Source organism: Rahnella sp. GSA61A (genome assembly GCF_019969905.1).
GTDB lineage: Bacteria > Pseudomonadota > Gammaproteobacteria > Enterobacterales > Enterobacteriaceae > Rahnella > Rahnella aceris.
This window is the reverse complement of sequence record NZ_JAHXYO010000002.1, coordinates 178,959-201,353: the sequence shown is the minus strand read 5'-3', so window position 1 is coordinate 201,353 and position 22,395 is coordinate 178,959. Positions and strand designations below refer to the sequence as shown.

The window sequence follows — 22,395 nt, the reverse complement described above, 5'->3', positions numbered from 1 at the left end:
TGTGGCACAACGTTTTAAAAGTAAGCATAGGAAATACATTAATTCGCGACGAAAAACAAAAGGCATCTCTGACAAGAATAACAGGCGAAAAAAAACGCAGCCTGAACTGCGTTTTTATTACCTCATACTGAGGGCTTACGCGACGGGTTTGCTTTCCCAGGTATCACGCAGGCCAACGGTACGGTTAAACACCAGATGTTCAGCACTTGAGTAGCGATTGTCGGCACAGAAGTAACCTTCACGCTCAAACTGCAGGCTGATTTCAGCCTGTGCAGCCACCAGTGATGGCTCCACGAAACCGTGGGAAATCACCAGGGAATCCGGGTTGATGGTGGTCAGGAAGTCTTCCGCCTGGCCCGGGTTTGCGACGCTGAACAGACGGTCATACAGGCGGAACTCAGCCGGTTTGCCTTCAGACGCGGACACCCAGTGGATCACGCCTTTCACCTTGCGGCCATCGGCAGGATCTTTGCTCAGCGTGTCGATATCGTAAGAACAGAAGATAGTGGTGATATTCCCTTCCTCGTCTTTCTCGATACGTTCTGCTTTGATCACATACGCATTACGCAGGCGCACTTCTTTGCCCAACACCAGACGCTTGTACTGCTTGTTGGCTTCTTCGCGGAAATCAGCCTGATCGATGTAAATCTCACGGGTAAACGGCACTTCGCGGGTGCCCATTTCCGGTTTGCCCGGATGATTCGGCATCTTCACCATCTGCACATCATCACCGGTAAAGTTTTCAATGATCACTTTAACCGGATTGATAACCGCCATGGCGCGCGGTGCGTTCTCGTTGAGATCGTCACGGATGCAAGATTCCAGCGCCATCATTTCAACGTTGTTATCCTGCTTGGTAACGCCGATACGACGGCAGAATTCACGGATAGATGCCGCGGTATAGCCCCGGCGACGCAGACCTGAAACGGTCGGCATGCGCGGGTCATCCCAGCCTTCAACAATCTTCTCGGTCACCAGCAGGTTCAGCTTGCGCTTGGACATGATGGAGTATTCGAGATTCAGACGGGAGAATTCGTACTGACGCGGGTGGCATGGAATAGAAATATTATCCAGAACCCAGTCGTACAGACGACGGTTATCCTGGAATTCCAGCGTACACAGCGAATGGGTGATCCCTTCCAGCGCATCGGAAATGCAGTGGGTGAAATCGTACATCGGATAGATGCACCATTTTTTACCGGTCTGGTGATGTTCTGCGAATTTAATACGGTACAGAACCGGATCACGCATCACAAAGAATGGCGAGGCCATATCGATTTTTGCACGCAGACACGCAGCGCCTTCGGCGAACTCACCGTTACGCATTTTTTCAAATAACGCAATGTTCTCTTCCACGGTGCGATCGCGGTACGGGCTGTTTTTACCCGGCGACGTCAGGGAGCCGCGATATTCACGGATCTGGTCAGGAGACAGTTCATCAACATACGCCAGACCTTTGTTGATCAGTTCAAGCGCATAAGCATGCAGTTGATCAAAATAGTCCGAGGAGTAATGAATATCGCCGCTCCAGTCGAAACCTAACCACTGGACGTCGCGTTTGATTGACTCAACGAATTCGATGTCTTCTTTTGCCGGGTTGGTATCGTCAAAACGCAGATTACACTGGCCCTGATAGTCTTGCGCGATGCCGAAATTCAGGCAGATAGATTTCGCATGACCGATGTGCAGATAACCATTAGGCTCAGGTGGGAAACGGGTGTGAACGGTATTGTGTTTCCCGGTCGCCAGATCTTCATCAATAATCTGACGGATAAAATTTGTTGGGCGGGCTTCAGCCTCACTCATTGTGCAATTCCTCTACGCAACATTGACTCTACGGATAACCGCTTATGTTCCAACAAGCCACGCCGGGAAACAACCGTTAGTTGCATTAAATCGTGGTTATCTCTGCTGCCTCTGTCCTCAGACAATAAAAAGCGGGAAGAGATCGCTCTCTTCCCGCTGTCACTACGTCGACCTGTTACGTCATCCGCAGGGTTATTTGCCCTGGATATCGAACAGTTTCGTTTGACCGGCAACCACTGAACCGCTGGCCAGTGACGTCACACCGGTATAATCATCAATATTGCTGACGACTACCGGGCTGATCATTGAGCGCGCATTGGCATTCAGATAATCCAGATCCAGTTCCAGTACAGGCTGACCGGCAGTGACTGTTGTCCCTTCTTCAACCAGGCGGGTAAAGCCCTGGCCGTTCAGTGCAACAGTATCAATCCCCATATGCACCACGATTTCAGCACCGGAAGTCGTTTCCAGGCAGAACGCATGATTGGTATTGAAGATTTTCACCACCGTGCCCGCAGCCGGCGACACAACGATTTTATCGGTAGGACGGATGGCAACACCATCACCCACCGCTTTGCTGGCAAAGGCTTCATCAGGCACCTGATCCAGCGCCACAATGTCACCGGTAACCGGAGACACTAAAGTTTCCACTACCGTTTTCACGCTGTTTGGCACTGCCTGAGGTTTGATTTCAGACACTGGCGCAGCCGGAGTCACGGTAGCCGCAGCAATCGGGCCTGCATTCAGTGCGGTACGCATCGCACCGGCAATGATTTCGGCACGGGTACCGACAATCACCTGCACGCTTTGTTTATTCAGACGGATAACTCCTGAAGCGCCCAGACGTTTCGCCAGTCCGTCGTTGACCAGTGCGGAGTCTTTCACGTTCAGGCGCAGACGGGTGATACAGGCATCAATGCCGGTCAGGTTTTCTGAACCGCCGATGGCACTGATATAACGACGTGCCAGAGCAACGGTTTCATCACCTTTGTTGCCAGCAGATTCCACATCAACGTCGTAACCGTCCGCTTCGTCACCGGCCACTGCCAGTTCACGTCCCGGGGTCAGCAGGTTGAATTTCTGGATGGTGAAACGGAACACCACATAGTAAATCACGAAGAACACCAGACCCTGAGGGATCAGCATGTACCAGTGAGTCGCCAGCGGGTTACGGGAAGACAGCACCATATCCACCAAACCTGCGCTGAAGCCGAAACCGGCAATCCAGTGCATGCTTGCTGCGATGAAGACCGAAATCCCGGTCAGTACGGCGTGAATCACATACAACACCGGCGCAACGAACATGAAGGAGAATTCCAGCGGTTCGGTGATACCGGTAAAGAAGGAAGCGAAAGCAGCAGCCAGCATGATACCAGCAACTTTTGCTTTGTTTTCAGGACGTGCGCAGTGGTAAATCGCCAGTGCCGCGCCCGGAAGACCAAACATCATGATCGGGAAGAAACCTGCCTGATAACGACCGGTGATACCCACCACCGCTTTACCTGACTGGATAGATTCCTGACCACCGAGGAAGTTAGGGATATCGTTAATACCTGCAACATCAAACCAGAACACGGAGTTCAGTGCATGATGCAGACCGACCGGGATCAGTAAACGGTTGAAGAAGGCATAGATACCGGCACCGGCAGAACCCAGTTGCTGGATATGCTCACCGAAGGTCACCAGACCGTTGAAAATCAGAGGCCATACATACATCAGGATGAAGGCAACGATGATCATCAGGAAAGAAGTCAGGATCGGAACCAGACGACGACCACTGAAGAATGACAGCGCTTTCGGCAACTCGACGTGGCTGAAACGGTTGTACAACTCAGCAGAAATGATACCGACTAAGATACCGACAAACTGGTTATTGATTTTACCAAATGCCGCCGGCACCTGGTCTAACGGGATCTTCTGAATCATGGACACGGCTGCAGGCGAACACAGCGTGGTCAGCACCAGGAAACCGACAAAACCCGTCAGTGCAGCTGCACCGTCTTTGTCTTTGGACATGCCATACGCCACACCGATCGCAAACAGTACGGACATGTTTTCAATAATGGCGGAGCCAGATTTAATGAAAAATGCCGCCAGCGCATTGTCTCCCCCCCAACCCACAGGGTCGATCCAGTAACCGACGCCCATGAGGATTGCGGCGGCTGGCAACGTAGCAACGGGCACCATTAATGCCCGGCCAATCTTTTGTAAATAACTCAGTATATTCAACATTCCCCCTACTCGCCCGTAAGCGAATCACCAAAGTAGTTTAATTAGTATGTTTACTACCTTTTACATTTACCGTTCCGATTTAACCAACTGCAATTGCGAGTGTAAAAATATTATTTCGTATCGCAAATTAAAACCTCTCTTTTTGTGAGATTTGTCACCAAAAAGAGGTCATAACATGCCATTTCACTGGTCAATACACCAAACTTATTTTATCATTAAAAAAATCCAGACGGTATTGTGCCAGTCATAAACCGTTGCGGTGGTTTACGCTTAACAAGACCGCCCTGAACCCAAAACTGCTTTCTGACTTATTGTCCCGCGCTAGCACTTCTGCGGAGGACAGACACATTATATTCAATATTCTGAAACTAAGAGGTATCTGATGAGACTTATTCCATTAAACACCCCCACTGAAGTTGGCAAATGGGCTGCACGTCATATTGTTGAACGCATCAACGCATTTAAACCCACTGCTGACCGCCCTTTTGTTCTGGGCTTACCAACCGGTGGTACGCCGCTCGAAGCTTACAAACATTTAATCGCCATGCATAAAGCAGGCCAGGTTAGCTTTAAGAACGTAGTGACCTTCAACATGGACGAATATGTCGGTCTGCCGCAGGAACACCCTGAGAGCTACCATACGTTTATGTACAAAAACTTCTTTGACCACGTTGATATTCCACGCGAAAACATCAATCTGCTGAATGGTAATGCACCAGACGTCAACGAAGAATGCCGCCAGTACGAAGCGAAAATTAAGTCTTACGGCAAAATTCACCTGTTTATGGGCGGCGTGGGTAATGACGGTCATATCGCATTCAACGAACCAGCCTCTTCTCTGGCTTCCCGTACGCGTATCAAAACCCTGACCCATGAAACCCGTATCGCGAACTCACGTTTCTTCGACAACGATGTCTCTCAGGTGCCAAAATACGCCCTGACCGTTGGCGTGGGCACGTTGCTGGACGCAGAAGAAGTGATGATTCTGGTGACCGGCCATGCGAAAGCGCAGGCGCTGGAAGCGGCAGTTGAAGGTAATATCAACCATATGTGGACCATCAGTTGCCTGCAATTGCACGCGAAAGCCGTTATGGTATGTGACGAACCGTCCACCATGGAACTGAAAGTCAAAACTGTTAAATATTTCCGCGAGTTAGAAGCGGAAAATATGAAAAATCTCTGATCCAAAATTATGCCCAAAGCCAGTCGGGTTGCGGCAAGGCGGCAACGAGCGAATCTCCGGGAGCTTACTGAAGTAAGTGACCGGAGTGAGTGAGGCCGCCAACGCAGCAGCAGCGTGACTGGAGAAGGGCAAACGTACTAGGGGGCATGATGTACGCTTTAGTGAACGGCCGGGTCTATACCGGTCATGACGTTCTGGATAACCACGCGGTGGTCATTGCCGATGGCAAAATTGAACGTGTCTGCCCGGTAAGTGAATTGCCGGCGAATGTGGAAACCCGCAGTCTGGATGGCGCCATTCTTGCCCCCGGATTTATCGATCTGCAACTTAATGGTTGTGGCGGCGTGCAATTCAACGATTCACTGGAAGCGATTTCAGTAGAAACGTTAGAAATCATGCAGAAAGCCAATGAAAAATCCGGCTGTACCAGTTTCTTACCGACGCTGATTACCTGTAGCGACGACTACATGAAACACGGTATCAGCGTGATGCGCACCTATCTGGAAAAGTATCCGAACCAGGCACTGGGTCTGCACCTTGAAGGACCCTACCTCAGCCCGCTGAAAAAAGGCACGCACAACCCGGCCTTTATCCGCCTGCCAGACAGCGCGATGATTGATTTTCTGTGTGCAAACGCGGACGTGATCACCCAACTGACGCTCGCACCCGAACAGGTTGATGCAAAATATATCCGCCAGATGCGTGATGCAGGAATAGTGATTTCCGCAGGCCATTCAAATTCCACCTATGCTGAAGCCCGTGCCGGTTTTGCCGCAGGTATCAGCTTTGCTACGCACCTTTATAATGCAATGCCAGCCATCACGGGCCGTCAGCCTGGTCTTATTGGTGCAATCTTCGATACGCCAGAAGTCTATACCGGCGTGATTGCTGATGGTCTTCACGTTGACTGGGCGAATATTCGCAATGCGAAAAAGCTCAAAGGCGAGAAGCTGGTGCTGGTCACTGACGCAACGGCTCCGGCTGGCGCGAATATTGATGAGTTCATTTTTGCCGGTAAAACAATATACTACCGTGACGGACTCTGTGTGGACGAAAACGGAACACTGAGCGGCTCTGCGCTGACGATGATCGAAGCGGTACAAAATAGCGTCGAACATGTTGGCATCGCACTGGACGAAACGCTGCGTATGGCAACGCTTTATCCGGCACGCGCCATTGGTGTTGAAGACCAACTGGGCAGCATCGAAGCAGGTAAAGTCGCCAACCTCACCGCGTTCACTCATGATTTTAAAATCACAAAAACTATCGTTAATGGTGACGAAGTTTAATTGAGCGGATAACAGCATTGATGACAACTGGCGGACAGCAGGCACAAATCGGCAACGTTGATCTGGTTAAGCAGTTAAACGGCGCGGCGGTTTACCGCCTGATTGACCAACAAGGTCCCATCTCGCGCATTCAGATTGCTGACATGAGTCAGTTAGCGCCCGCCAGTGTGACCAAAATTACCCGACAATTGCTTGAGCGCGGGCTGATTAAAGAAGTTGATCAGCAGGCTTCCACCGGAGGGCGCCGCGCTATTTCTATCATCACCGAAACCCGCCCTTTCCATACCATCGCAGTACGTCTTGGTCGCCATGATGCGACGATTACGCTTTATGATCTCAGCGCAAAATCGCTGGCCGAACAACATTACGCCCTGCCCGAACGCACCCAGGAAACCCTGGAGAACGCGCTGTTCGAGGCTATCCAGCAATTCATTGAACTGAATCAGCGCAAAATCCGCGAACTGATTGCCATTTCCGTCATCCTTCCGGGGCTGGTCGATCCGAATAAAGGCATCGTGCGCTATATGCCGCATATCAGCGTGGGCGCGTGGAAATTAGTCGATGCGCTGGAAGCCCGGTTTAAAGTCACCAGTTTTGTCGGCCACGATATCCGCAGTCTGGCGCTTGCCGAACACTACTTCGGTGCAACCCGCGACTGTCAGGACTCCATTTTGGTTCGTTTACACCGTGGTACCGGTGCCGGAATCATCGTTAACGGCCAGATTTTTCTCGGCAGTAACGGCAACGTCGGTGAAATCGGCCATATTCAGATCGACCCGCTGGGCGAACGCTGCCACTGCGGTAATTTCGGCTGTCTGGAAACCGTTGCGGCTAACGCTGCCATCGAAAATCGGGTGCGCCATTTACTGACGCAAGGCTACGCCAGCAAGCTGAGTCTGAATGACTGTTCAATTTCGGCGATCTGCAAAGCGGCCAACCGCCACGATCCGCTGGCAACCGAAGTCATCGAACACGTTGGCCGCCAGCTGGGTAAAGGTGTGTCGATCGCGATAAATCTGTTCAACCCGCAAAAAGTCGTGATTGCCGGCGAAATCACCGAAGCCGATAAGGTTCTGCTTCCGGCAATTCAGAACTGCATTAATGCGCAGGTTCTGAAAGATTTCCGCCGTAATTTACCGGTAGTGACCTCTGCCCTGAATCATCAGTCAGCGATTGGTGCGTTTGCCCTGGTTAAACGGGCGATGCTGAATGGCGTTCTGTTACAGCGTCTGATGGAAAATTAAGACGTGCTATAGTATCTGGCTGCCAGGAATGGGACTGAAAATGTGGGTTTGGAAATTATGACGATAAAGAACGTAATTTGTGACATTGATGGCGTGCTGTTGCACGACAATACCGCAGTACCTGGCGCCGATCGTTTTCTGGCGCGGATTCAGGAACAGGGAATGCCTCTGGTTATTCTCACTAACTACCCTTCCCAGACAGCACAGGATCTGGCAAACCGCTTCGGCGCTGCCGGTCTCGACGTGCCTGAAAGTGCATTTTTCACCTCTGCGATGGCCACAGCCGATTTCCTCAAACGTCAGGAAGGCAAAAAAGCCTATGTCGTCGGCGAAGGTGCGCTGATTCATGAACTCTATAAAGCCGGTTTTACCATTACCGATATCAATCCTGATTTCGTGATTGTCGGAGAAACCCGTTCTTATAACTGGGACATGATCCATAAAGCCGCCTATTTCGTGGCAAACGGCGCGCGCTTTATCGCGACAAATCCTGATAACCACGGACACGGTTTTGTTCCTGCCTGCGGCGCATTGTGTGCACCGATCGAAAAAATTACCGGACGCCAGCCATTTTATGTCGGCAAACCGAGTCCGTGGATTATCCGTTCGGCGTTAAATAAAATGCAGGCGCATTCCGAAGATACCGTCATTGTGGGGGATAATCTGCGTACTGACATTCTGGCGGGCTTCCAGGCAGGTCTGGAAACCGTTCTGGTGCTGACTGGCGTTTCCACGCTCAACGATATTGAGGGAATGCCTTTCCGTCCGACCTGGATTTACCCTTCAGTTGCCGATATCGACGTGATTTAAGCGTTTCCGGCCACTGCCTGAAAACGAGTCTGGATCTTTATTCAGGCTCTTTTTTTTTGTCTTGCCGTCTGATTTTTATCCACTTTTCTCTTTTTTTGAATCCTCCTCAATTTTTGGCGATTAAATTAATAATCCGCTAATAGAATCGCCATAAAACTGGTGATTCATCAAAGATCACCCACCATCAACCAACTATTTATCAGAAGAGCGTTAAACCGCTTGCACAACATAGGGGTTTTGACGCATTTTCATAGTCAGCAACGCAACAACGCCGGGCTAAAACTGAAAGAACGGCAACGTTGATCCTCATTCGTAATCATAAAAATAACAGCCAGAGAAAGGTCGTTAGGGAGAAAGTCATATGTGTTCAATTTTCGGTGTGCTCGATATCAAAACTGACGCTGTCGAGCTGCGCAAAAAAGCGCTGGAACTGTCGCGCCTGATGCGTCACCGCGGACCCGACTGGTCCGGTGTGTTTGCCAGCGATAAAGCCATTCTGTCGCATGAGCGTCTGTCCATTGTCGACGTGAACAACGGCGCACAACCTTTGTACAACGCAGCACACACCCACGTTCTGGCTGTGAACGGCGAAATTTACAACCATCAGGCTTTGCGCGCAGAACTGGGCGACAAGTATGAATTCCAGACCGCATCTGACTGTGAAGTCATTCTGGCGCTGTATCAGGAAAAAGGCCCTGCCTTCCTCGATGAACTGCAAGGTATGTTCGCCTTTATTCTGTATGACACAGAAAAAGACGCGTACCTGATTGGCCGCGACCATCTGGGCATTATCCCGCTGTACATGGGCTACGACGAACACGGCAACATGTACGTCGCTTCAGAAATGAAAGCGCTGGTGCCGGTTTGTCGCACCATCAAAGAATTCCCGGCAGGCAGCTATCTGTGGAGCCAGGACGGTGAAATTCGCGAATACTACCAGCGTGACTGGTTTGACTTCGAAAACGTCAAAGACAATGTGACCGACGCTGCGGCGCTGAAAGATGCACTGGAAGAAGCGGTAAAAAGTCACCTGATGTCTGACGTGCCTTACGGCGTGCTGCTGTCCGGTGGTCTGGATTCCTCCGTGATTTCCGCCATCACCAAGAAATTTGCCGGCCGCCGTATCGAAGATAAAGATCAGAGCGAAGCCTGGTGGCCGCAACTGCACTCCTTTGCCGTCGGTCTGCAAGGTTCACCGGACCTGCGCGCTGCTCAGGAAGTCGCCAACCATTTAGGCACCGTGCACCACGAAATTCACTTCACCGTGCAGGAAGGTCTGGATGCTATCCGCGATGTTATCTATCACATTGAAACGTATGACGTCACGACTATCCGTGCATCAACGCCAATGTATCTGATGTCGCGTAAAATCAAAGCGATGGGCATCAAAATGGTGTTGTCTGGCGAAGGCGCAGACGAAGTGTTGGGCGGCTACCTGTATTTCCATAAAGCGCCAAACGCCAAAGAATTTCATGAAGAAACCGTGCGTAAATTGCTGGCCCTGCATATGTATGACTGTGCGCGTGCCAACAAAGCCATGTCAGCCTGGGGTGTGGAAGCCCGCGTCCCGTTCCTGGACAAAAAATTCCTCGACGTCGCGATGCGTATCAACCCGAAAGACAAGATGTGCGGCAACGGCAAGATGGAGAAACATATCCTGCGTGAATGTTTCGAGTCTTATTTGCCACACAGCGTGGCCTGGCGCCAGAAAGAACAGTTCTCTGATGGCGTAGGTTACAGCTGGATCGATACCTTAAAAGAAGTGGCCTCTCAGCAGATCACCGATCAACAGCTTGAAACTGCACATTTCCGTTTCCCGTACAACACGCCGACCTCGAAAGAAGGCTACCTGTACCGTACGATTTTTGAAGAGTTATTCCCGGTGCCAAGCGCGGCTGAATGTGTGCCTGGCGGGCCGTCAGTGGCCTGTTCTTCAGCGAAAGCTATTGAATGGGACGAAGCGTTCAAAAACATGGACGATCCTTCTGGCCGTGCCGTTGGCGTGCATCAGTCCGCTTATAAATAACCGATTTACCGGTAAATATCCTTGTAGCAAACGGGCCTCTTCAGGCCCGTTTTTTAATGGGTAAAGTCAGTAAAAATAATGTCTTTTGTCCAATTAATCACCAGAGTGGTTATAAGCCAGACAAATGGACGCCGTCAGGCCTTTTTCTCCAAAAAAGGTGTTGACGCAAAACGGTCATATACGCATAATGCGCCCCGCAACGCCGATGAAGGTAGCGCGAAAAAAGATGGCTACGTAGCTCAGTTGGTTAGAGCACATCACTCATAATGATGGGGTCACAGGTTCGAATCCCGTCGTAGCCACCATCTTTTTGCGGGAGTGGCGAAATTGGTAGACGCACTAGATTTAGGTTCTAGCGCCGCAAGGTGTGCGAGTTCAAGTCTCGCCTCCCGCACCATTTCCAGACATCGGCAGCACAGTTGGGGTATCGCCAAGCGGTAAGGCACTGGTTTTTGATACCAGCATTCCCAGGTTCGAATCCTGGTACCCCAGCCATTTTCTTACCTTTCACATTGTTGTACTGATGTGGTTGTGAGGAAAATCCAATTTGAAGAAGTTGTACTGTTGGGGTATCGCCAAGCGGTAAGGCACTGGTTTTTGATACCAGCATACCCTGGTTCGAATCCAGGTACCCCAGCCATACTTCTTTCTGTATAATTGGTAAGCACTTGAAATTTATTATTAAGTTAGTTAAATTAGTGCTTGAAGTTTTGAAGTAAGTCAGTAGAATTTGGCTACGTAGCTCAGCTGGTTAGAGCACATCACTCATAATGATGGGGTCACAGGTTCAAATCCCGTCGTAGCCACCATTTTATTTGCAGTACACTACTCAAAAGGTAGTGAGAAACAAAATTGGGGTGTCGCCAAGCGGTAAGGCTCTGGTTTCTGATACCAGCATACCCAGGTTCGAATCCTGGCACCCCAGCCACATTAGAAAGGCCTGCTTTTTAGCAGGCCTTTTGCTTTTCTGTATTTTAAATATTTATCTAAAAATAGAGGTCTGGTGGAGATGTTTTCCCACCAGCCTTGACGTCATTAAATCCCCAATGCGTATTTAAGTGCTTTGGTTTTCAGTGCACCCGTACGTTGTGCGGTCATCAGCGCCAGATTACGCAACGCTTTCACCGGTGCCAGATCGTTACTGAAGGCGGTATAGAATAAATCCATCCCACTTTGCATCAGCAGATTATCCAGACGACGCTGACGCTGATAGCGCAGTAAGACTTTCTCGCTGCTCCACGCTTCATCATGGTCACGCGCCTTTTCCAGCACCGATAACAACGCTTCCACATCACGGTATCCCAGATTGACGCCCTGCCCTGCCAGAGGATTGATGGTGTGCGCTGCGTCACCCACCAGCGCCAGCCCCGGTAAGACATAACGCTGAACGTGACGGCGAACCAGTGGGAATGCACCTGCGGATATTGCTTTCACTGTGCCCAGCCGTGCCGGGAAAGCCTGCATCACTTCTGTCGTAAGTTGCTGCATATTCAGCGTTTTCAGATAACGGATACGCTGCGGGCTGTCATACCAGACCAGCGAGGCCTGATTATCAAACAGCGGCAGGAACGCCCGCGGGCCGGAAGGGAAAAATTGCTGCCATGTCACGTCCTGATTCGGCGTTGCGGTTTCGACATGAATCAGCATACAGTGCTGACGGTATTCCCAGCCATCCACACCAATCCCCGCTAACTGCCGCACCAGGGAATTCGCACCATCGGCAGCGACCACAAGTGGCGTGCGCAGTAATTCACCCGTAGTCAGTTGCAAAGACCAGGTTTTATCATCGTGCTGCAAAAGGTGACGCAATTTTGCCGGGCACAAACGGGTCAGACTGGTGAGGGCATCAAACTGTTGCCACAGCGCCAGCTGAAGTACCCGGTTTTCGACCATGAAGCCCAGTTCCGGCAATCCGAGAGACTGCGCATCAAATTTCACTTCAGAACCGTCAACTTCCCAGGTTTCCAGGCGGCGGTATGGGACTGAGCGCATTTTCTCAACCGCACCCCACGCACCCAGTTTCTGTAAAAAGCGCACAGACGCACAACCAATCGCGGAGATACGCAAATCAGCCGGCGCTGACGGATCAAACCCGGCAGGTTCTTCATTCTCTATCAGAGCAACCTGCAATCCCTGCTGCGCCAGCCCCAGGGCTGTGGCAGCGCCCACCATGCCGCCACCCACAATGACTGCATCAAATGTCTTCTCAGAATTATTCATTTTATTCCGGCTTTCTGTTCAGTTCATTATGCGAAGTGTACCGGATTTTTGTGTTGGCATCAGGGCCTAAGCTGCTTTCCTGCACTGGTCAGCACTGGAGTGAGGGTTTACAATAGCGCCCCTGAACTATGCTATGCACTGCGGCACTGCCGATCTAACGTTTCCCGTATTGAGTACTGACACGCTGATGACTAAAAAACTGCACATAAAAACCTGGGGCTGCCAGATGAATGAATATGATTCATCCAAAATGGCTGACCTTCTCGACAGCACCCATGGTTACCAGCTGACGGATAACGCTGAAGAAGCAGACATTCTGCTGCTGAATACCTGCTCAATAAGGGAAAAAGCGCAGGAGAAAGTGTTCAGCCTGCTCGGACACTGGAAATTACTGAAAAAGAAAAACCCGAATATTATCATTGGGGTGGGTGGCTGCGTCGCATCACAGGAAGGCGAAATGCTGCGTAAACGTGCGCCTTGTGTCGACATCGTCTTCGGTCCGCAAACCTTGCATCGTTTACCGGAAATGGTGAACCACGTACGTGGCACCAAAAGCCCGGTCGTGGATATCAGCTTTCCTGAAATCGAAAAATTTGACCGCCTGCCGGAACCGCGCGCAGACGGCCCGACCGCTTTCGTTTCCATCATGGAAGGCTGCAACAAATATTGCAGCTTCTGTGTAGTGCCTTATACGCGCGGTGAAGAAGTCAGCCGCCCGTGCGATGACGTATTGTTTGAAGTGGCACAACTGGCCGCGCAAGGCGTGCGTGAAGTTAACCTGCTGGGCCAGAACGTTAATGCGTATCGTGGCGATGCGTTTGAGGGTGGCGTGTGCACCTTCGCTGAGCTGCTGCGTCTGGTGGCAGCGATTGACGGTATCGACCGTATCCGTTTCACCACCAGTCATCCGGTGGAATTTACTGATGATATTATAGAAGTCTATAAAGATACGCCTGAAGTGGTGAGCTTCCTGCATCTGCCGATCCAAAGTGGTTCCGATCGCATTCTGACGATGATGAAGCGTCCTCATACAGTGCTGGAATATAAATCGACTATCCGCAAGTTACGCGCCGCACGTCCTGATATTCATTTCAGTTCAGATTTTATCATCGGTTTCCCTGGCGAAACGAACGAAGATTTTGAACGCACGATGGATTTGATTGCGCAGGTGAATTACGACGTCAGCTTCAGCTTCATCTATTCTCCGCGTCCGGGCACACCGGCGGCAGATATGGTTGATGATGTGAGCATGGATGAGAAGAAACAGCGTCTGGCGCTGTTACAGGACAGAATCACACAGCAAGTCATGCGCTTTAGCCGTGCTACGCTGGGTACTGTTCAGCGTATTCTGGTGGAAGGCACGTCCCGCAAGGACATTATGGAGCTGACCGGCCGTACCGAATGCAACCGCGTGGTCAACTTCGAAGGCACACCGGACATGATTGGTAAGTTCGTTGATGTCGAAATTGTCGACGTGTATGCCAACTCACTGCGCGGTGTGGTTGTCCGTACGGAAGAACAGATGGCGCTTCGCCTGCATGAATCACCACAATCAGTTATCGAACGCACCCGCAAAGAAAATGAATTGGGCGTTGGACTATATCAACCCTGAACCATCAGAATGATGCACAGCCTGAAATCAACAGGGCGCTCCGGCGTCCTGTTTCTTTTGAGATTTTCGGTAATAACCTCATCATAAGGGTTTAATTTTCCAGCAAAGGCCGCATATCCGGATGACGGTGCCTGCAACTGCTGCCACGGCGCAGCATATTTTGCCAAGGGCATGTATTATTAAGTCAGGTATGGTTGGCGGCTGAAAGCAGTGACTCAGCCGGGTGAAATGACAACTGGTCCGAAGTGACCCAGAGGATTCGTTTGAACGTTGTAACACAAGAGATTTTACTGGAGCCCGAAGACAACCAGCGTTTGCTGAGCCTGTGCGGGCCGTTTGATGACAATATCAAACAACTGGAGCGCCGGTTGGGCGTTGAAATCAACCGTCGTGATAACGCGTTTAAATTGGTCGGAAAGAGCCTGCCGGTTGCGGCAGCCGCCGACATCCTGCGTGATTTATACGTTGACACTGCGCCGCTGCGCGGTGAGATCCAGGATATCGATCCTGAGAAAATTCATCTGGCGATCAAAGAAAGCCGGGTGCTGGAACAAACAGCAGAAAGTGTGCCCGACTTCGGCAAAGCGGTCATCATCAAAACCAAGCGTGGCATGGTGAAGCCGCGCACGCCCAATCAGGCGCAGTATATCGCCAACATTCTCGACCACGACATCACCTTCGGGATCGGTCCTGCAGGTACCGGTAAAACATATCTGGCCGTGGCTGCTGCGGTGGATGCGCTGGAGCGTCAGGAAGTGCGCCGCATTCTTCTGACCCGCCCTGCCGTTGAAGCCGGTGAAAAACTGGGCTTCCTGCCGGGGGATCTCAGTCAGAAAGTTGACCCATATCTGCGCCCGCTGTATGACGCATTGTTCGAAATGCTCGGTTTTGAGAAAGTTGAAAAACTGATTGAGCGCAACGTTATTGAAGTCGCCCCGCTGGCTTACATGCGTGGACGTACATTGAACGACGCTTTTATTATCCTTGATGAAAGCCAGAACACGTCTATCGAACAAATGAAGATGTTCCTGACCCGTATTGGCTTTAACTCCAAAGCGGTGATCACCGGTGACGTGACGCAAATCGACTTGCCGCGTCATCAGAAATCAGGGCTTCGTCATGCGATTGAAGTGCTGTCGTCAGTCGAAGAACTCAGCTTTAACTTCTTCCACAGTGAAGACGTGGTACGTCATCCGGTCGTTGCGCGCATTGTTGTCGCGTACGAAGCCTGGGAAGAAGAAGATCAAAAACGCCGCGATGCGATTGCCGCAGAGCGTAAACATGAACATCAGAACAGCTCAACACAACAGGCCAGTCAATGAACACGGTAATCCTCGATTTACAAATTGCCTGCGAAGATGCAGCAGGTTTACCGTCAGAAAATGATTTCCAGACCTGGCTTGAAGCGGTTCTTCCTCAGTTTCAGGAAGAATCAGAAGTCACAATCCGTCTGGTCGATATCCCTGAAAGTCATGAACTTAATATGACTTATCGTGGGATGGATAAACCGACCAACGTGTTATCCTTTCCGTTCGAAGCACCTCCTGGTATGGAGATGCCGCTGCTTGGCGACCTGATTATTTGTCGCCAGGTTGTGGAGAAAGAAGCAAAAGAGCAGGACAAAGAACTTCTGGCTCACTGGGCGCATATGGTCATTCACGGCAGTTTGCATTTGCTGGGCTATGACCATATCGTTGACGAAGAAGCCGAAGAAATGGAATCGATTGAAACTGAAATCATGCAGGGTCTGGGGTATCCGGACCCGTATATTTCAGAGAAAGAAGATAACTAAGCCTCACAGTAAACTCGCGTAATGCCTGCCTGATAACGTGTTCATCCGCAGGCGTTTCGCATAATTTTCACTAACTACGAGTAAAAAAAACCAAACGCCATGAGCGATGACCATTCACAAAATAGTGACAGCCCCAGTCCCAAGAAGGGCTTCTTTTCCCTTATCCTTAGCCAGCTTTTTCACGGTGAACCTAAAAACCGTGGCGATTTGGTTGAGCTGATCCGTGATTCAGAACAAAACGATCTGATCGACCCCGATACCCGTGACATGCTGGAAGGCGTGATGGATATCGCCGAGCAGCGCGTCCGGGACATCATGATCCCACGTTCACAAATGATCACGCTAAAACGCAACCAGCCGCTGGAAGAGTGCCTCGATGTCATTATTGAATCTGCACACTCACGCTTCCCGGTGATCAGCGAAGATAAGGATCACATTGAAGGCATCCTGATGGCCAAAGACCTGCTGCCGTTTATGCGCACAGAGTCTGAGCCATTCAGCATAGATAAAGTGCTGAGAACCGCGGTCGTTGTCCCTGAAAGCAAACGCGTAGACCGCATGCTGAAGGAATTCCGCTCACAGCGTTACCACATGGCGATTGTCGTTGATGAATTCGGCGGCGTTTCAGGTCTGGTAACCATCGAAGATATTCTCGAACTGATCGTCGGCGAAATCGATGATGAGTACGATGAAGCAGAAGATCTGGATATCCGCCAGCTCAGCCGCCATACCTACACCGTCCGCGCACTGGCACCGATCGAAGATTTTAATGAAGTGTTCCGGACCCATTACAGTGACGACGAAGTCGATACGATTGGTGGTCTGGTCATGCAGTCATTCGGCCATTTACCGGCGCGTGGTGAAAGCATTGAAATTGACGGTTACCTGTTCAAGGTTGCGATGGCTGACAGCCGTCGTATCATTCAGGTTCATGTAAAAATACCGGACGACGCGCCGCAACCGATACTGGAAGAATAATTACTTCATGGCAATTGCCTCTTTATATCAACGCCAGCGGGTTCGCGCCCTGCTGGCGCTCTTTTTCGGTGCCTGTGGCACGCTGTCATTTTCCCCTTATGACTTCTGGCCTGCGGCGATCATTTCGCTGTGCGGTCTGCTGGCATTAACGCTCGATCGTCGTCCGGCTCAGGCCGCGCTCATCGGCTTTTTCTGGGGAATGGGTCTTTTTGGCAGCGGCGTAAACTGGGTTTATGTCAGCATCGCCACGTTTGGCGGCATGCCGGAAGCGATCAACCTTTTCCTGGTGGTCTTGCTGGCAGCGTATTTATCGCTGTACACGATGTTGTTTGCCGGCTTGTTCAGCAAACTGTGGCCGAAAACCACCTGGCCGAAACTGGCACTTGGCGCGCCCGCCTTGTGGCAAGTTACTGAATTCCTGCGCGGCTGGGTGCTGACCGGTTTCCCGTGGTTACAGTTCGGCTACAGCCAGATCGACGGTCCGCTGAAAGGCCTCGCGCCGATTACCGGCGTCGACGGCATCACGATTTTACTCACCTCGCTGAGCGGACTGATTGTGTACGCGATACATCAGCGTCGCGTCACACCGGGAATTATCGCTGTTGCCATGCTGTTGCTGCCATGGCCGCTGCGTTATATCCACTGGTATCAGGAACAGCCAGATAAAACGGTCGATGTGGCGCTGGTTCAGGGCAATATTCCACAGTCCATGAAATGGGATCCGAAAGCGCTGGAAAGTGCGCTGCAGACCTATCTCGATCTCAGCCGCCCGTACGTGGGTAAATCCAGCATGATCATCTGGCCGGAATCAGCAATTTCAGATATTGAATCCGATCAGCAGGGCTTCCTGAGCATGGTGGATAATATCTACCGCTCACACGGCACCCAGTTAATCACCGGCATTATCGATGCCCGTCGCAATGAAGAAGGCATGAAAGTGTATAACAGCGCCATCGTGCTCGGCGGTGAAAAGCCCTATCACTATCCTGACGAAAACCGCTTCAACAAACATCATCTGGTGCCTTTTGGAGAGTTCGTACCGCTGGAAGCCATTCTTCGCCCGCTGGCACCTTTCTTCGATTTGCCGATGTCCGGGCTGACCAGTGGTGATTACGTGCAGAAACCGTTGTTTGTCAGTGGCCTGAATCTGACCACGGCGATTTGTTACGAAGTCGTCTTCGGCGAACAGGTGCGCGACAATCTGCAACCGGATACTAATTTCCTGCTGACAATTTCAAACGATGCCTGGTTTGGTCATTCGATTGGCCCATGGCAACACTTCCAGATGGCACGTATGCGTTCGCTGGAACTGGGTCGCCCGTTGCTGCGCAGTACCAATAATGGCATTACCGCCGTCGTTGATGCTCAGGGCGATGTGACCCACGAAATTCCGCAGTTTACCCGTCAGGTGCTGAACGTGAAGGTCACACCGACAACGGGTATGACACCTTATGCCCGGGCTGGCTGGTGGCCGGTGTGGTTTGCTACGGCAGTCATGGCGGCAGTTGCGCTGTGGTTGGGTCGCCGTAAATCCTGAGTACAAGCGTTTTGTTTCTAAAACAGGCACCTCCGGGTGTCTGTTCTTTTTTGTAGCACCCCTTTTTAATCTCAATACCCCTCCCCTTTTACCTGCTGCCGATTGTTTCGACTGCGGCATTAAGCGCTGCCGATTTGCCCGCTTATGAAGTTAAATCAGGCCATTTGGCACGACTCTTGCTACATCTGATTGAAAGATATCTGATTAGTTACTTTTTATGACAGGATGCATCATTTTGGTACAAATAGGCTGCTCCTCATGCACTTTCCGGGTGCATAGCCGTTTGATTGCTTTGATTTGGTGCGTGTCTCGTCTCAAAAAAGAAACAATGTGGTTTCATAATATTCACATTCAGCTATTTTCTAGCTTCATATGACGAGGCATTAGTACTTTCTGATCCCTGAGTTTGGATCCCTAATGACAGCAAGGAGTTGGACATGCAATTGCGCAAATTGGCGTTATCAGTACTGTTGGCAAGCGTTACCGTGAGCAGCTTTGCTCACGCAGAAGAACTGACCGGCACCCTGAAAAAAATTAAAGACAATGGCGTTATCGTGGTGGGTCACCGTGAATCCTCAGTGCCATTCTCTTACTACAACAACGAACAAAAAGTTGTGGGTTATTCACAGGACTATTCTGACGCTATCGTTGACGCAGTGAAGAAAAAACTGAACCTGCCTGACCTGCAGGTCAAAATGATGCCAATCACTTCGCAGAACCGTATCCCGCTGCTGCAAAACGGCACCTACGATTTCGAATGTGGTTCAACCACCAACAACCTGGAACGTCAGCAACAAGCGGCCTTCTCTGACACCATCTTTGTGATCGGTACACGTCTGCTGGTGAAAAAAGGTTCGGAGATTAAAGATTTCACTGACCTTAAAGGCAAAACTGTTGTTGTAACCTCCGGTACGACTTCCGAAGTTCTGCTGAACAAGCTGAACGAAGAGAAAAAACTGGATCTGCGCATCATCAGTGCCAAAGACCACGGTGACTCCTTCCGTACGCTGGAAACTGGCCGCGCAGTGGCCTTCATGATGGATGACGCCTTGCTGGCCGGTGAACGTGCGAAAGCCAAGAAACCAGACAACTGGGAAATTGTCGGCACGCCGCAATCCAAAGAAGCTTATGGCTGCATGATGCGTAAAGACGATGCTGAGTTTAAAAAACTGGTTGATGACACCATCGTGCAGGCACAAACCTCCGGTGAAGCAGGCAAATGGTTTGAAACCTGGTTCAAAAAACCAATTCCTCCGAAAAACCTGAATATGAACTTTGAGCTGTCCGATGACATGAAAGCTCTGTTCAAAGCGCCAAACGATAAGGCGCTGTAAGTCATACCAAATGGACGGGTATAACCAAGAGAAGAGTGAAAAGTGACTAAAATACAAGGTTGGACCACCAACCTGTGATGATACAGATGCGGGGTGGTCGTTCCCCACCCCGCATTCTTTCCCATTCACTTTAGGCGGATTGCGTCATCACTCAGATGGGTAAGCCTTTACCCGCTTTACGGAGTTTTTATGTCAATAGATTGGAACTGGGGCATTTTTCTGCAACAAGCCCCCTTCGGTAACACAACTTATCTGGGCTGGATTTGGAATGGATTTCAGGTCACTGTCGCACTGTCAATTTGCGCATGGATAATCGCCTTCCTCATCGGTTCTCTGTTCGGTATTTTGCGTACCGTCCCCAACCGCATCCTTTCGGGTATTGGTACCTGTTACGTCGAATTATTCCGTAACGTGCCATTAATCGTGCAATTCTTCATTTGGTATCTGGTGGTCCCTGAACTGCTGCCTGAAAATATCGGCATGTGGTTTAAATCCGAACTAGCGCCTGACGTACAGTTCTTCACTTCCTCGGTAATTTGCCTCGGGTTGTTCACCGCCGCCCGTGTATGCGAACAGGTGCGTGCAGCCATCCAGTCCCTGCCAAGCGGACAACGCAATGCCGGACTGGCGATGGGCCTTACGCTGCCGCAAACTTACCGCTATGTGCTGTTGCCCAATGCTTACCGCGTGATCGTGCCGCCAATGACCTCTGAGATGGTTAACCTGGTGAAAAACTCCGCCATTGCCTCGACCATTGGTCTGGTTGATATGGCCGCACAAGCCGGTAAGCTGCTGGATTACTCCGCGCATGCCTATGAATCATTCACTGCAATCACCGTTGCTTATGTCCTTATCAATGCCGTCATCATGCTGCTGATGCATTTCGTAGAACGTAAAGTCCGCCTGCCGGGCAACATGGGAGGGAAATAAGCATGCATGAATTCGACTGGAGTTCTATTGGTCCCGGCCTGCCCTATCTGTGGCAAGGTATGGTCATTACGCTGAAGATTACGTCGCTGGCGATTGTGGTCGGTATTTTGTGGGGCACCCTGCTGGCGGTCATGCGCCTGTCAACGTTCAAACCGATCAGCTGGTTTGCCTCGGCTTACGTCAACCTTTTCCGCGCGGTTCCGCTGGTCATGGTGCTGTTGTGGTTCTATCTGATTGTGCCGGGCTTTCTGCAAAAAGTGCTCGGACTGTCACCTAAAACCGATATCCGCCTGATTTCTGCGATGGTCGCGTTTGCGTTATTTGAAGCGGCGTATTACTCGGAGATTATCCGCGCAGGGATTATCAGCATCGCACGCGGTCAGTCTTCTGCAGCGCTGGCGCTGGGTATGACGCAATGGCAATCCATGAAGCTGGTTATCCTGCCCCAGGCTTTCCGCGCGATGGTGCCGTTACTGCTGACGCAGGCGATCGTTTTGTTCCAGGATACTTCGCTGGTGTATGTTCTGGGCCTCGCGGACTTCTTCCGCAGCGCATCTAATATTGGTGACCGTGACGGTACGCTGGTTGAGATGGTGCTGTTTGCAGGACTTATTTACTTTGTTATCAGCCTTTGTGCTTCCTTGCTGGTGCGTTATTTGAAGAAAAGGACCGTTTCATGATTTCACTGAAGAATGTTTCTAAATGGTACGGGCACTTTCAGGTGCTTACCGATTGCAGCACCGAAGTTAAAAAAGGTGAAGTTGTGGTGGTTTGCGGGCCTTCAGGCTCAGGGAAATCGACGCTGATCAAAACCGTTAACGGACTCGAACCAGTTCAGAAAGGTGAGATCCTGGTCAACGGGACGCCGGTCAATGACAAGAAGACCAATCTGGCGCAACTGCGTGCAAAAGTGGGCATGGTTTTCCAGCATTTCGAACTGTTCCCGCACCTTTCCATCATCGATAACCTGACACTGGCGCAAGTCAAAGTTTTAAAACGTGATAAAGCGGCAGCGAAAGACAAAGGCCTGAAATTACTGGATCGTGTCGGTTTGTCCGCGCACGCCAATAAATTCCCCGGCCAGCTTTCCGGTGGTCAGCAACAGCGTGTGGCGATTGCCCGTGCATTGTGTATGGATCCGATCGCGATGTTGTTTGACGAACCGACGTCCGCTCTTGATCCGGAAATGATCAACGAAGTGCTCGACGTTATGGTTGAGCTGGCAAACGAAGGTATGACAATGATGGTGGTGACACACGAAATGGGCTTCGCCCGTAAAGTGGCCAACCGCGTGATTTTCATGGATGAAGGCAAAATTGTAGAAGATCGCAATAAAGACGATTTCTTCAATAATCCGGAATCCGATCGCGCCCGGGATTTCCTGGCGAAGATCCTGCACTGA

Annotated in this window: 17 protein-coding genes and 6 tRNA genes; 20 read left to right on the top strand and 3 right to left on the bottom strand. The window is 50.8% G+C overall.

Translation table 11 applies throughout. The annotated features are described in order from the left end of the window. Nucleotides 1–135: 135 nt before the first annotated feature. On the bottom strand, nt 136–1,806 hold the full coding sequence (gene glnS / locus LC431_RS02995) for a glutamine--tRNA ligase (RefSeq protein ID WP_015690263.1): 1,671 nt from the start codon (nt 1,804–1,806) through the stop codon (nt 136–138). A gap of 192 nt (nt 1,807–1,998) precedes the next feature. Continuing rightward, entirely contained in the window at nt 1,999–4,035 is a 2,037-nt protein-coding gene (gene nagE / locus LC431_RS02990; protein WP_015690264.1) for an N-acetylglucosamine-specific PTS transporter subunit IIBC, read from the bottom strand. Between the two features lie 385 nt (nt 4,036–4,420). Between nagE and nagB the strand changes: the two genes are divergently transcribed. The 11 genes from nagB (at nt 4,421) to LC431_RS02935 (ending at nt 11,518) form a co-directional block, all read left to right on the top strand. Further along, the gene (gene nagB / locus LC431_RS02985) at nt 4,421–5,221 is read left to right on the top strand and encodes a glucosamine-6-phosphate deaminase (protein ID WP_013576474.1); all 801 of its coding nucleotides are present in this window, start codon (nt 4,421–4,423) and stop codon (nt 5,219–5,221) included. 149 nt (nt 5,222–5,370) lie between these two features. Then, nucleotides 5,371–6,510: an N-acetylglucosamine-6-phosphate deacetylase gene (gene nagA, locus LC431_RS02980; protein ID WP_013576475.1), complete on the top strand. Its 1,140-nt coding sequence runs from the start codon at nt 5,371–5,373 to the stop codon at nt 6,508–6,510. 20 nt (nt 6,511–6,530) lie between these two features. Beyond that, complete coding sequence (locus LC431_RS02975) at nt 6,531–7,754, top strand: N-acetylglucosamine repressor (protein ID WP_013576476.1); 1,224 nt, start codon at nt 6,531–6,533, stop codon at nt 7,752–7,754. A 57-nt stretch (nt 7,755–7,811) separates the two neighbouring features. Next, nucleotides 7,812–8,564 (top strand): HAD-IIA family hydrolase, encoded by a 753-nt coding sequence (locus LC431_RS02970; protein ID WP_015690266.1) that lies wholly within the window; start codon nt 7,812–7,814, stop codon nt 8,562–8,564. Between the two features lie 361 nt (nt 8,565–8,925). Further along, a complete protein-coding gene (gene asnB / locus LC431_RS02965) occupies nt 8,926–10,590 on the top strand; it encodes an asparagine synthase B (protein WP_013576478.1) in 1,665 nt (554 codons plus the stop codon). Nucleotides 10,591–10,818: 228 nt separating this feature from the next. Next, a tRNA-Met gene (locus LC431_RS02960) sits at nt 10,819–10,895 on the top strand. A gap of 7 nt (nt 10,896–10,902) precedes the next feature. Beyond that, a tRNA-Leu gene (locus LC431_RS02955) sits at nt 10,903–10,987 on the top strand. A gap of 23 nt (nt 10,988–11,010) precedes the next feature. Continuing rightward, nucleotides 11,011–11,085, top strand: a tRNA-Gln gene (locus LC431_RS02950). Nucleotides 11,086–11,155: 70 nt separating this feature from the next. Further along, a tRNA-Gln gene (locus tag LC431_RS02945) sits at nt 11,156–11,230 on the top strand. A gap of 92 nt (nt 11,231–11,322) precedes the next feature. Further along, nucleotides 11,323–11,399 (top strand) — tRNA-Met (locus LC431_RS02940). A 44-nt stretch (nt 11,400–11,443) separates the two neighbouring features. Next, nucleotides 11,444–11,518: transfer RNA gene (locus tag LC431_RS02935), tRNA-Gln, on the top strand. Nucleotides 11,519–11,625: 107 nt separating this feature from the next. On the opposite strand, the gene ubiF is transcribed toward LC431_RS02935, so the two are convergent. Continuing rightward, on the bottom strand, nt 11,626–12,810 hold the full coding sequence (ubiF, locus tag LC431_RS02930) for a 3-demethoxyubiquinol 3-hydroxylase (protein ID WP_223509243.1): 1,185 nt from the start codon (nt 12,808–12,810) through the stop codon (nt 11,626–11,628). Nucleotides 12,811–12,997: 187 nt separating this feature from the next. On the opposite strand from ubiF, the gene miaB reads away from it, so the two are divergent. From miaB to LC431_RS02885, 9 genes are all read left to right on the top strand, one after another. Then, nucleotides 12,998–14,422: a tRNA (N6-isopentenyl adenosine(37)-C2)-methylthiotransferase MiaB gene (gene miaB / locus LC431_RS02925; RefSeq protein WP_013576480.1), complete on the top strand. Its 1,425-nt coding sequence runs from the start codon at nt 12,998–13,000 to the stop codon at nt 14,420–14,422. A 245-nt stretch (nt 14,423–14,667) separates the two neighbouring features. After that, nucleotides 14,668–15,744: a PhoH family protein gene (locus LC431_RS02920; RefSeq protein ID WP_112151683.1), complete on the top strand. Its 1,077-nt coding sequence runs from the start codon at nt 14,668–14,670 to the stop codon at nt 15,742–15,744. After that, on the top strand, nt 15,741–16,214 hold the full coding sequence (ybeY, locus tag LC431_RS02915; RefSeq protein ID WP_013576482.1) for an rRNA maturation RNase YbeY: 474 nt from the start codon (nt 15,741–15,743) through the stop codon (nt 16,212–16,214). Before LC431_RS02920 ends, ybeY begins: the two co-directional genes overlap by 4 nt. A 99-nt stretch (nt 16,215–16,313) precedes the next feature. Beyond that, nucleotides 16,314–17,192 (top strand): CNNM family magnesium/cobalt transport protein CorC, encoded by an 879-nt coding sequence (corC, locus tag LC431_RS02910; RefSeq protein WP_013576483.1) that lies wholly within the window; start codon nt 16,314–16,316, stop codon nt 17,190–17,192. A gap of 7 nt (nt 17,193–17,199) precedes the next feature. Beyond that, the gene (gene lnt / locus LC431_RS02905) at nt 17,200–18,729 is read left to right on the top strand and encodes an apolipoprotein N-acyltransferase (RefSeq protein WP_223509242.1); all 1,530 of its coding nucleotides are present in this window, start codon (nt 17,200–17,202) and stop codon (nt 18,727–18,729) included. 437 nt (nt 18,730–19,166) lie between these two features. Then, nucleotides 19,167–20,063 carry an amino acid ABC transporter substrate-binding protein gene (locus tag LC431_RS02900; protein WP_013576485.1) on the top strand — a complete coding sequence of 299 codons (897 nt, stop codon included), beginning with the start codon at nt 19,167–19,169 and terminating at the stop codon, nt 20,061–20,063. 189 nt (nt 20,064–20,252) lie between these two features. Further along, complete coding sequence (locus LC431_RS02895) at nt 20,253–20,993, top strand: amino acid ABC transporter permease (RefSeq protein ID WP_013576486.1); 741 nt, start codon at nt 20,253–20,255, stop codon at nt 20,991–20,993. 2 nt (nt 20,994–20,995) lie between these two features. Continuing rightward, nucleotides 20,996–21,673: a glutamate/aspartate ABC transporter permease GltK gene (gltK, locus tag LC431_RS02890; RefSeq protein ID WP_013576487.1), complete on the top strand. Its 678-nt coding sequence runs from the start codon at nt 20,996–20,998 to the stop codon at nt 21,671–21,673. After that, a complete protein-coding gene (locus tag LC431_RS02885; protein ID WP_013576488.1) occupies nt 21,670–22,395 on the top strand; it encodes an amino acid ABC transporter ATP-binding protein in 726 nt (241 codons plus the stop codon). Before gltK ends, LC431_RS02885 begins: the two co-directional genes overlap by 4 nt.

What these genes read in the sequence shown, in the direction of transcription:
- nagB (WP_013576474.1), top strand. Translation starts at nt 4,421, where the DNA reads ATGAGACTTATTCCATTAAACACCCCCACTGAAGTTGGCAAATGGGCT.
- ubiF (WP_223509243.1), bottom strand. Translation starts at nt 12,810, where the DNA reads ATGAATAATTCTGAGAAGACATTTGATGCAGTCATTGTGGGTGGCGGC.
- LC431_RS02970 (WP_015690266.1), top strand. Translation starts at nt 7,812, where the DNA reads ATGACGATAAAGAACGTAATTTGTGACATTGATGGCGTGCTGTTGCAC.
- glnS (WP_015690263.1), bottom strand. Translation starts at nt 1,806, where the DNA reads ATGAGTGAGGCTGAAGCCCGCCCAACAAATTTTATCCGTCAGATTATT.
- gltK (WP_013576487.1), top strand. Translation starts at nt 20,996, where the DNA reads ATGCATGAATTCGACTGGAGTTCTATTGGTCCCGGCCTGCCCTATCTG.
- LC431_RS02975 (WP_013576476.1), top strand. Translation starts at nt 6,531, where the DNA reads ATGACAACTGGCGGACAGCAGGCACAAATCGGCAACGTTGATCTGGTT.
- LC431_RS02885 (WP_013576488.1), top strand. Translation starts at nt 21,670, where the DNA reads ATGATTTCACTGAAGAATGTTTCTAAATGGTACGGGCACTTTCAGGTG.
- lnt (WP_223509242.1), top strand. Translation starts at nt 17,200, where the DNA reads ATGGCAATTGCCTCTTTATATCAACGCCAGCGGGTTCGCGCCCTGCTG.
- asnB (WP_013576478.1), top strand. Translation starts at nt 8,926, where the DNA reads ATGTGTTCAATTTTCGGTGTGCTCGATATCAAAACTGACGCTGTCGAG.
- LC431_RS02900 (WP_013576485.1), top strand. Translation starts at nt 19,167, where the DNA reads ATGCAATTGCGCAAATTGGCGTTATCAGTACTGTTGGCAAGCGTTACC.
- ybeY (WP_013576482.1), top strand. Translation starts at nt 15,741, where the DNA reads ATGAACACGGTAATCCTCGATTTACAAATTGCCTGCGAAGATGCAGCA.
- LC431_RS02895 (WP_013576486.1), top strand. Translation starts at nt 20,253, where the DNA reads ATGTCAATAGATTGGAACTGGGGCATTTTTCTGCAACAAGCCCCCTTC.
- miaB (WP_013576480.1), top strand. Translation starts at nt 12,998, where the DNA reads ATGACTAAAAAACTGCACATAAAAACCTGGGGCTGCCAGATGAATGAA.
- nagA (WP_013576475.1), top strand. Translation starts at nt 5,371, where the DNA reads ATGTACGCTTTAGTGAACGGCCGGGTCTATACCGGTCATGACGTTCTG.
- corC (WP_013576483.1), top strand. Translation starts at nt 16,314, where the DNA reads ATGAGCGATGACCATTCACAAAATAGTGACAGCCCCAGTCCCAAGAAG.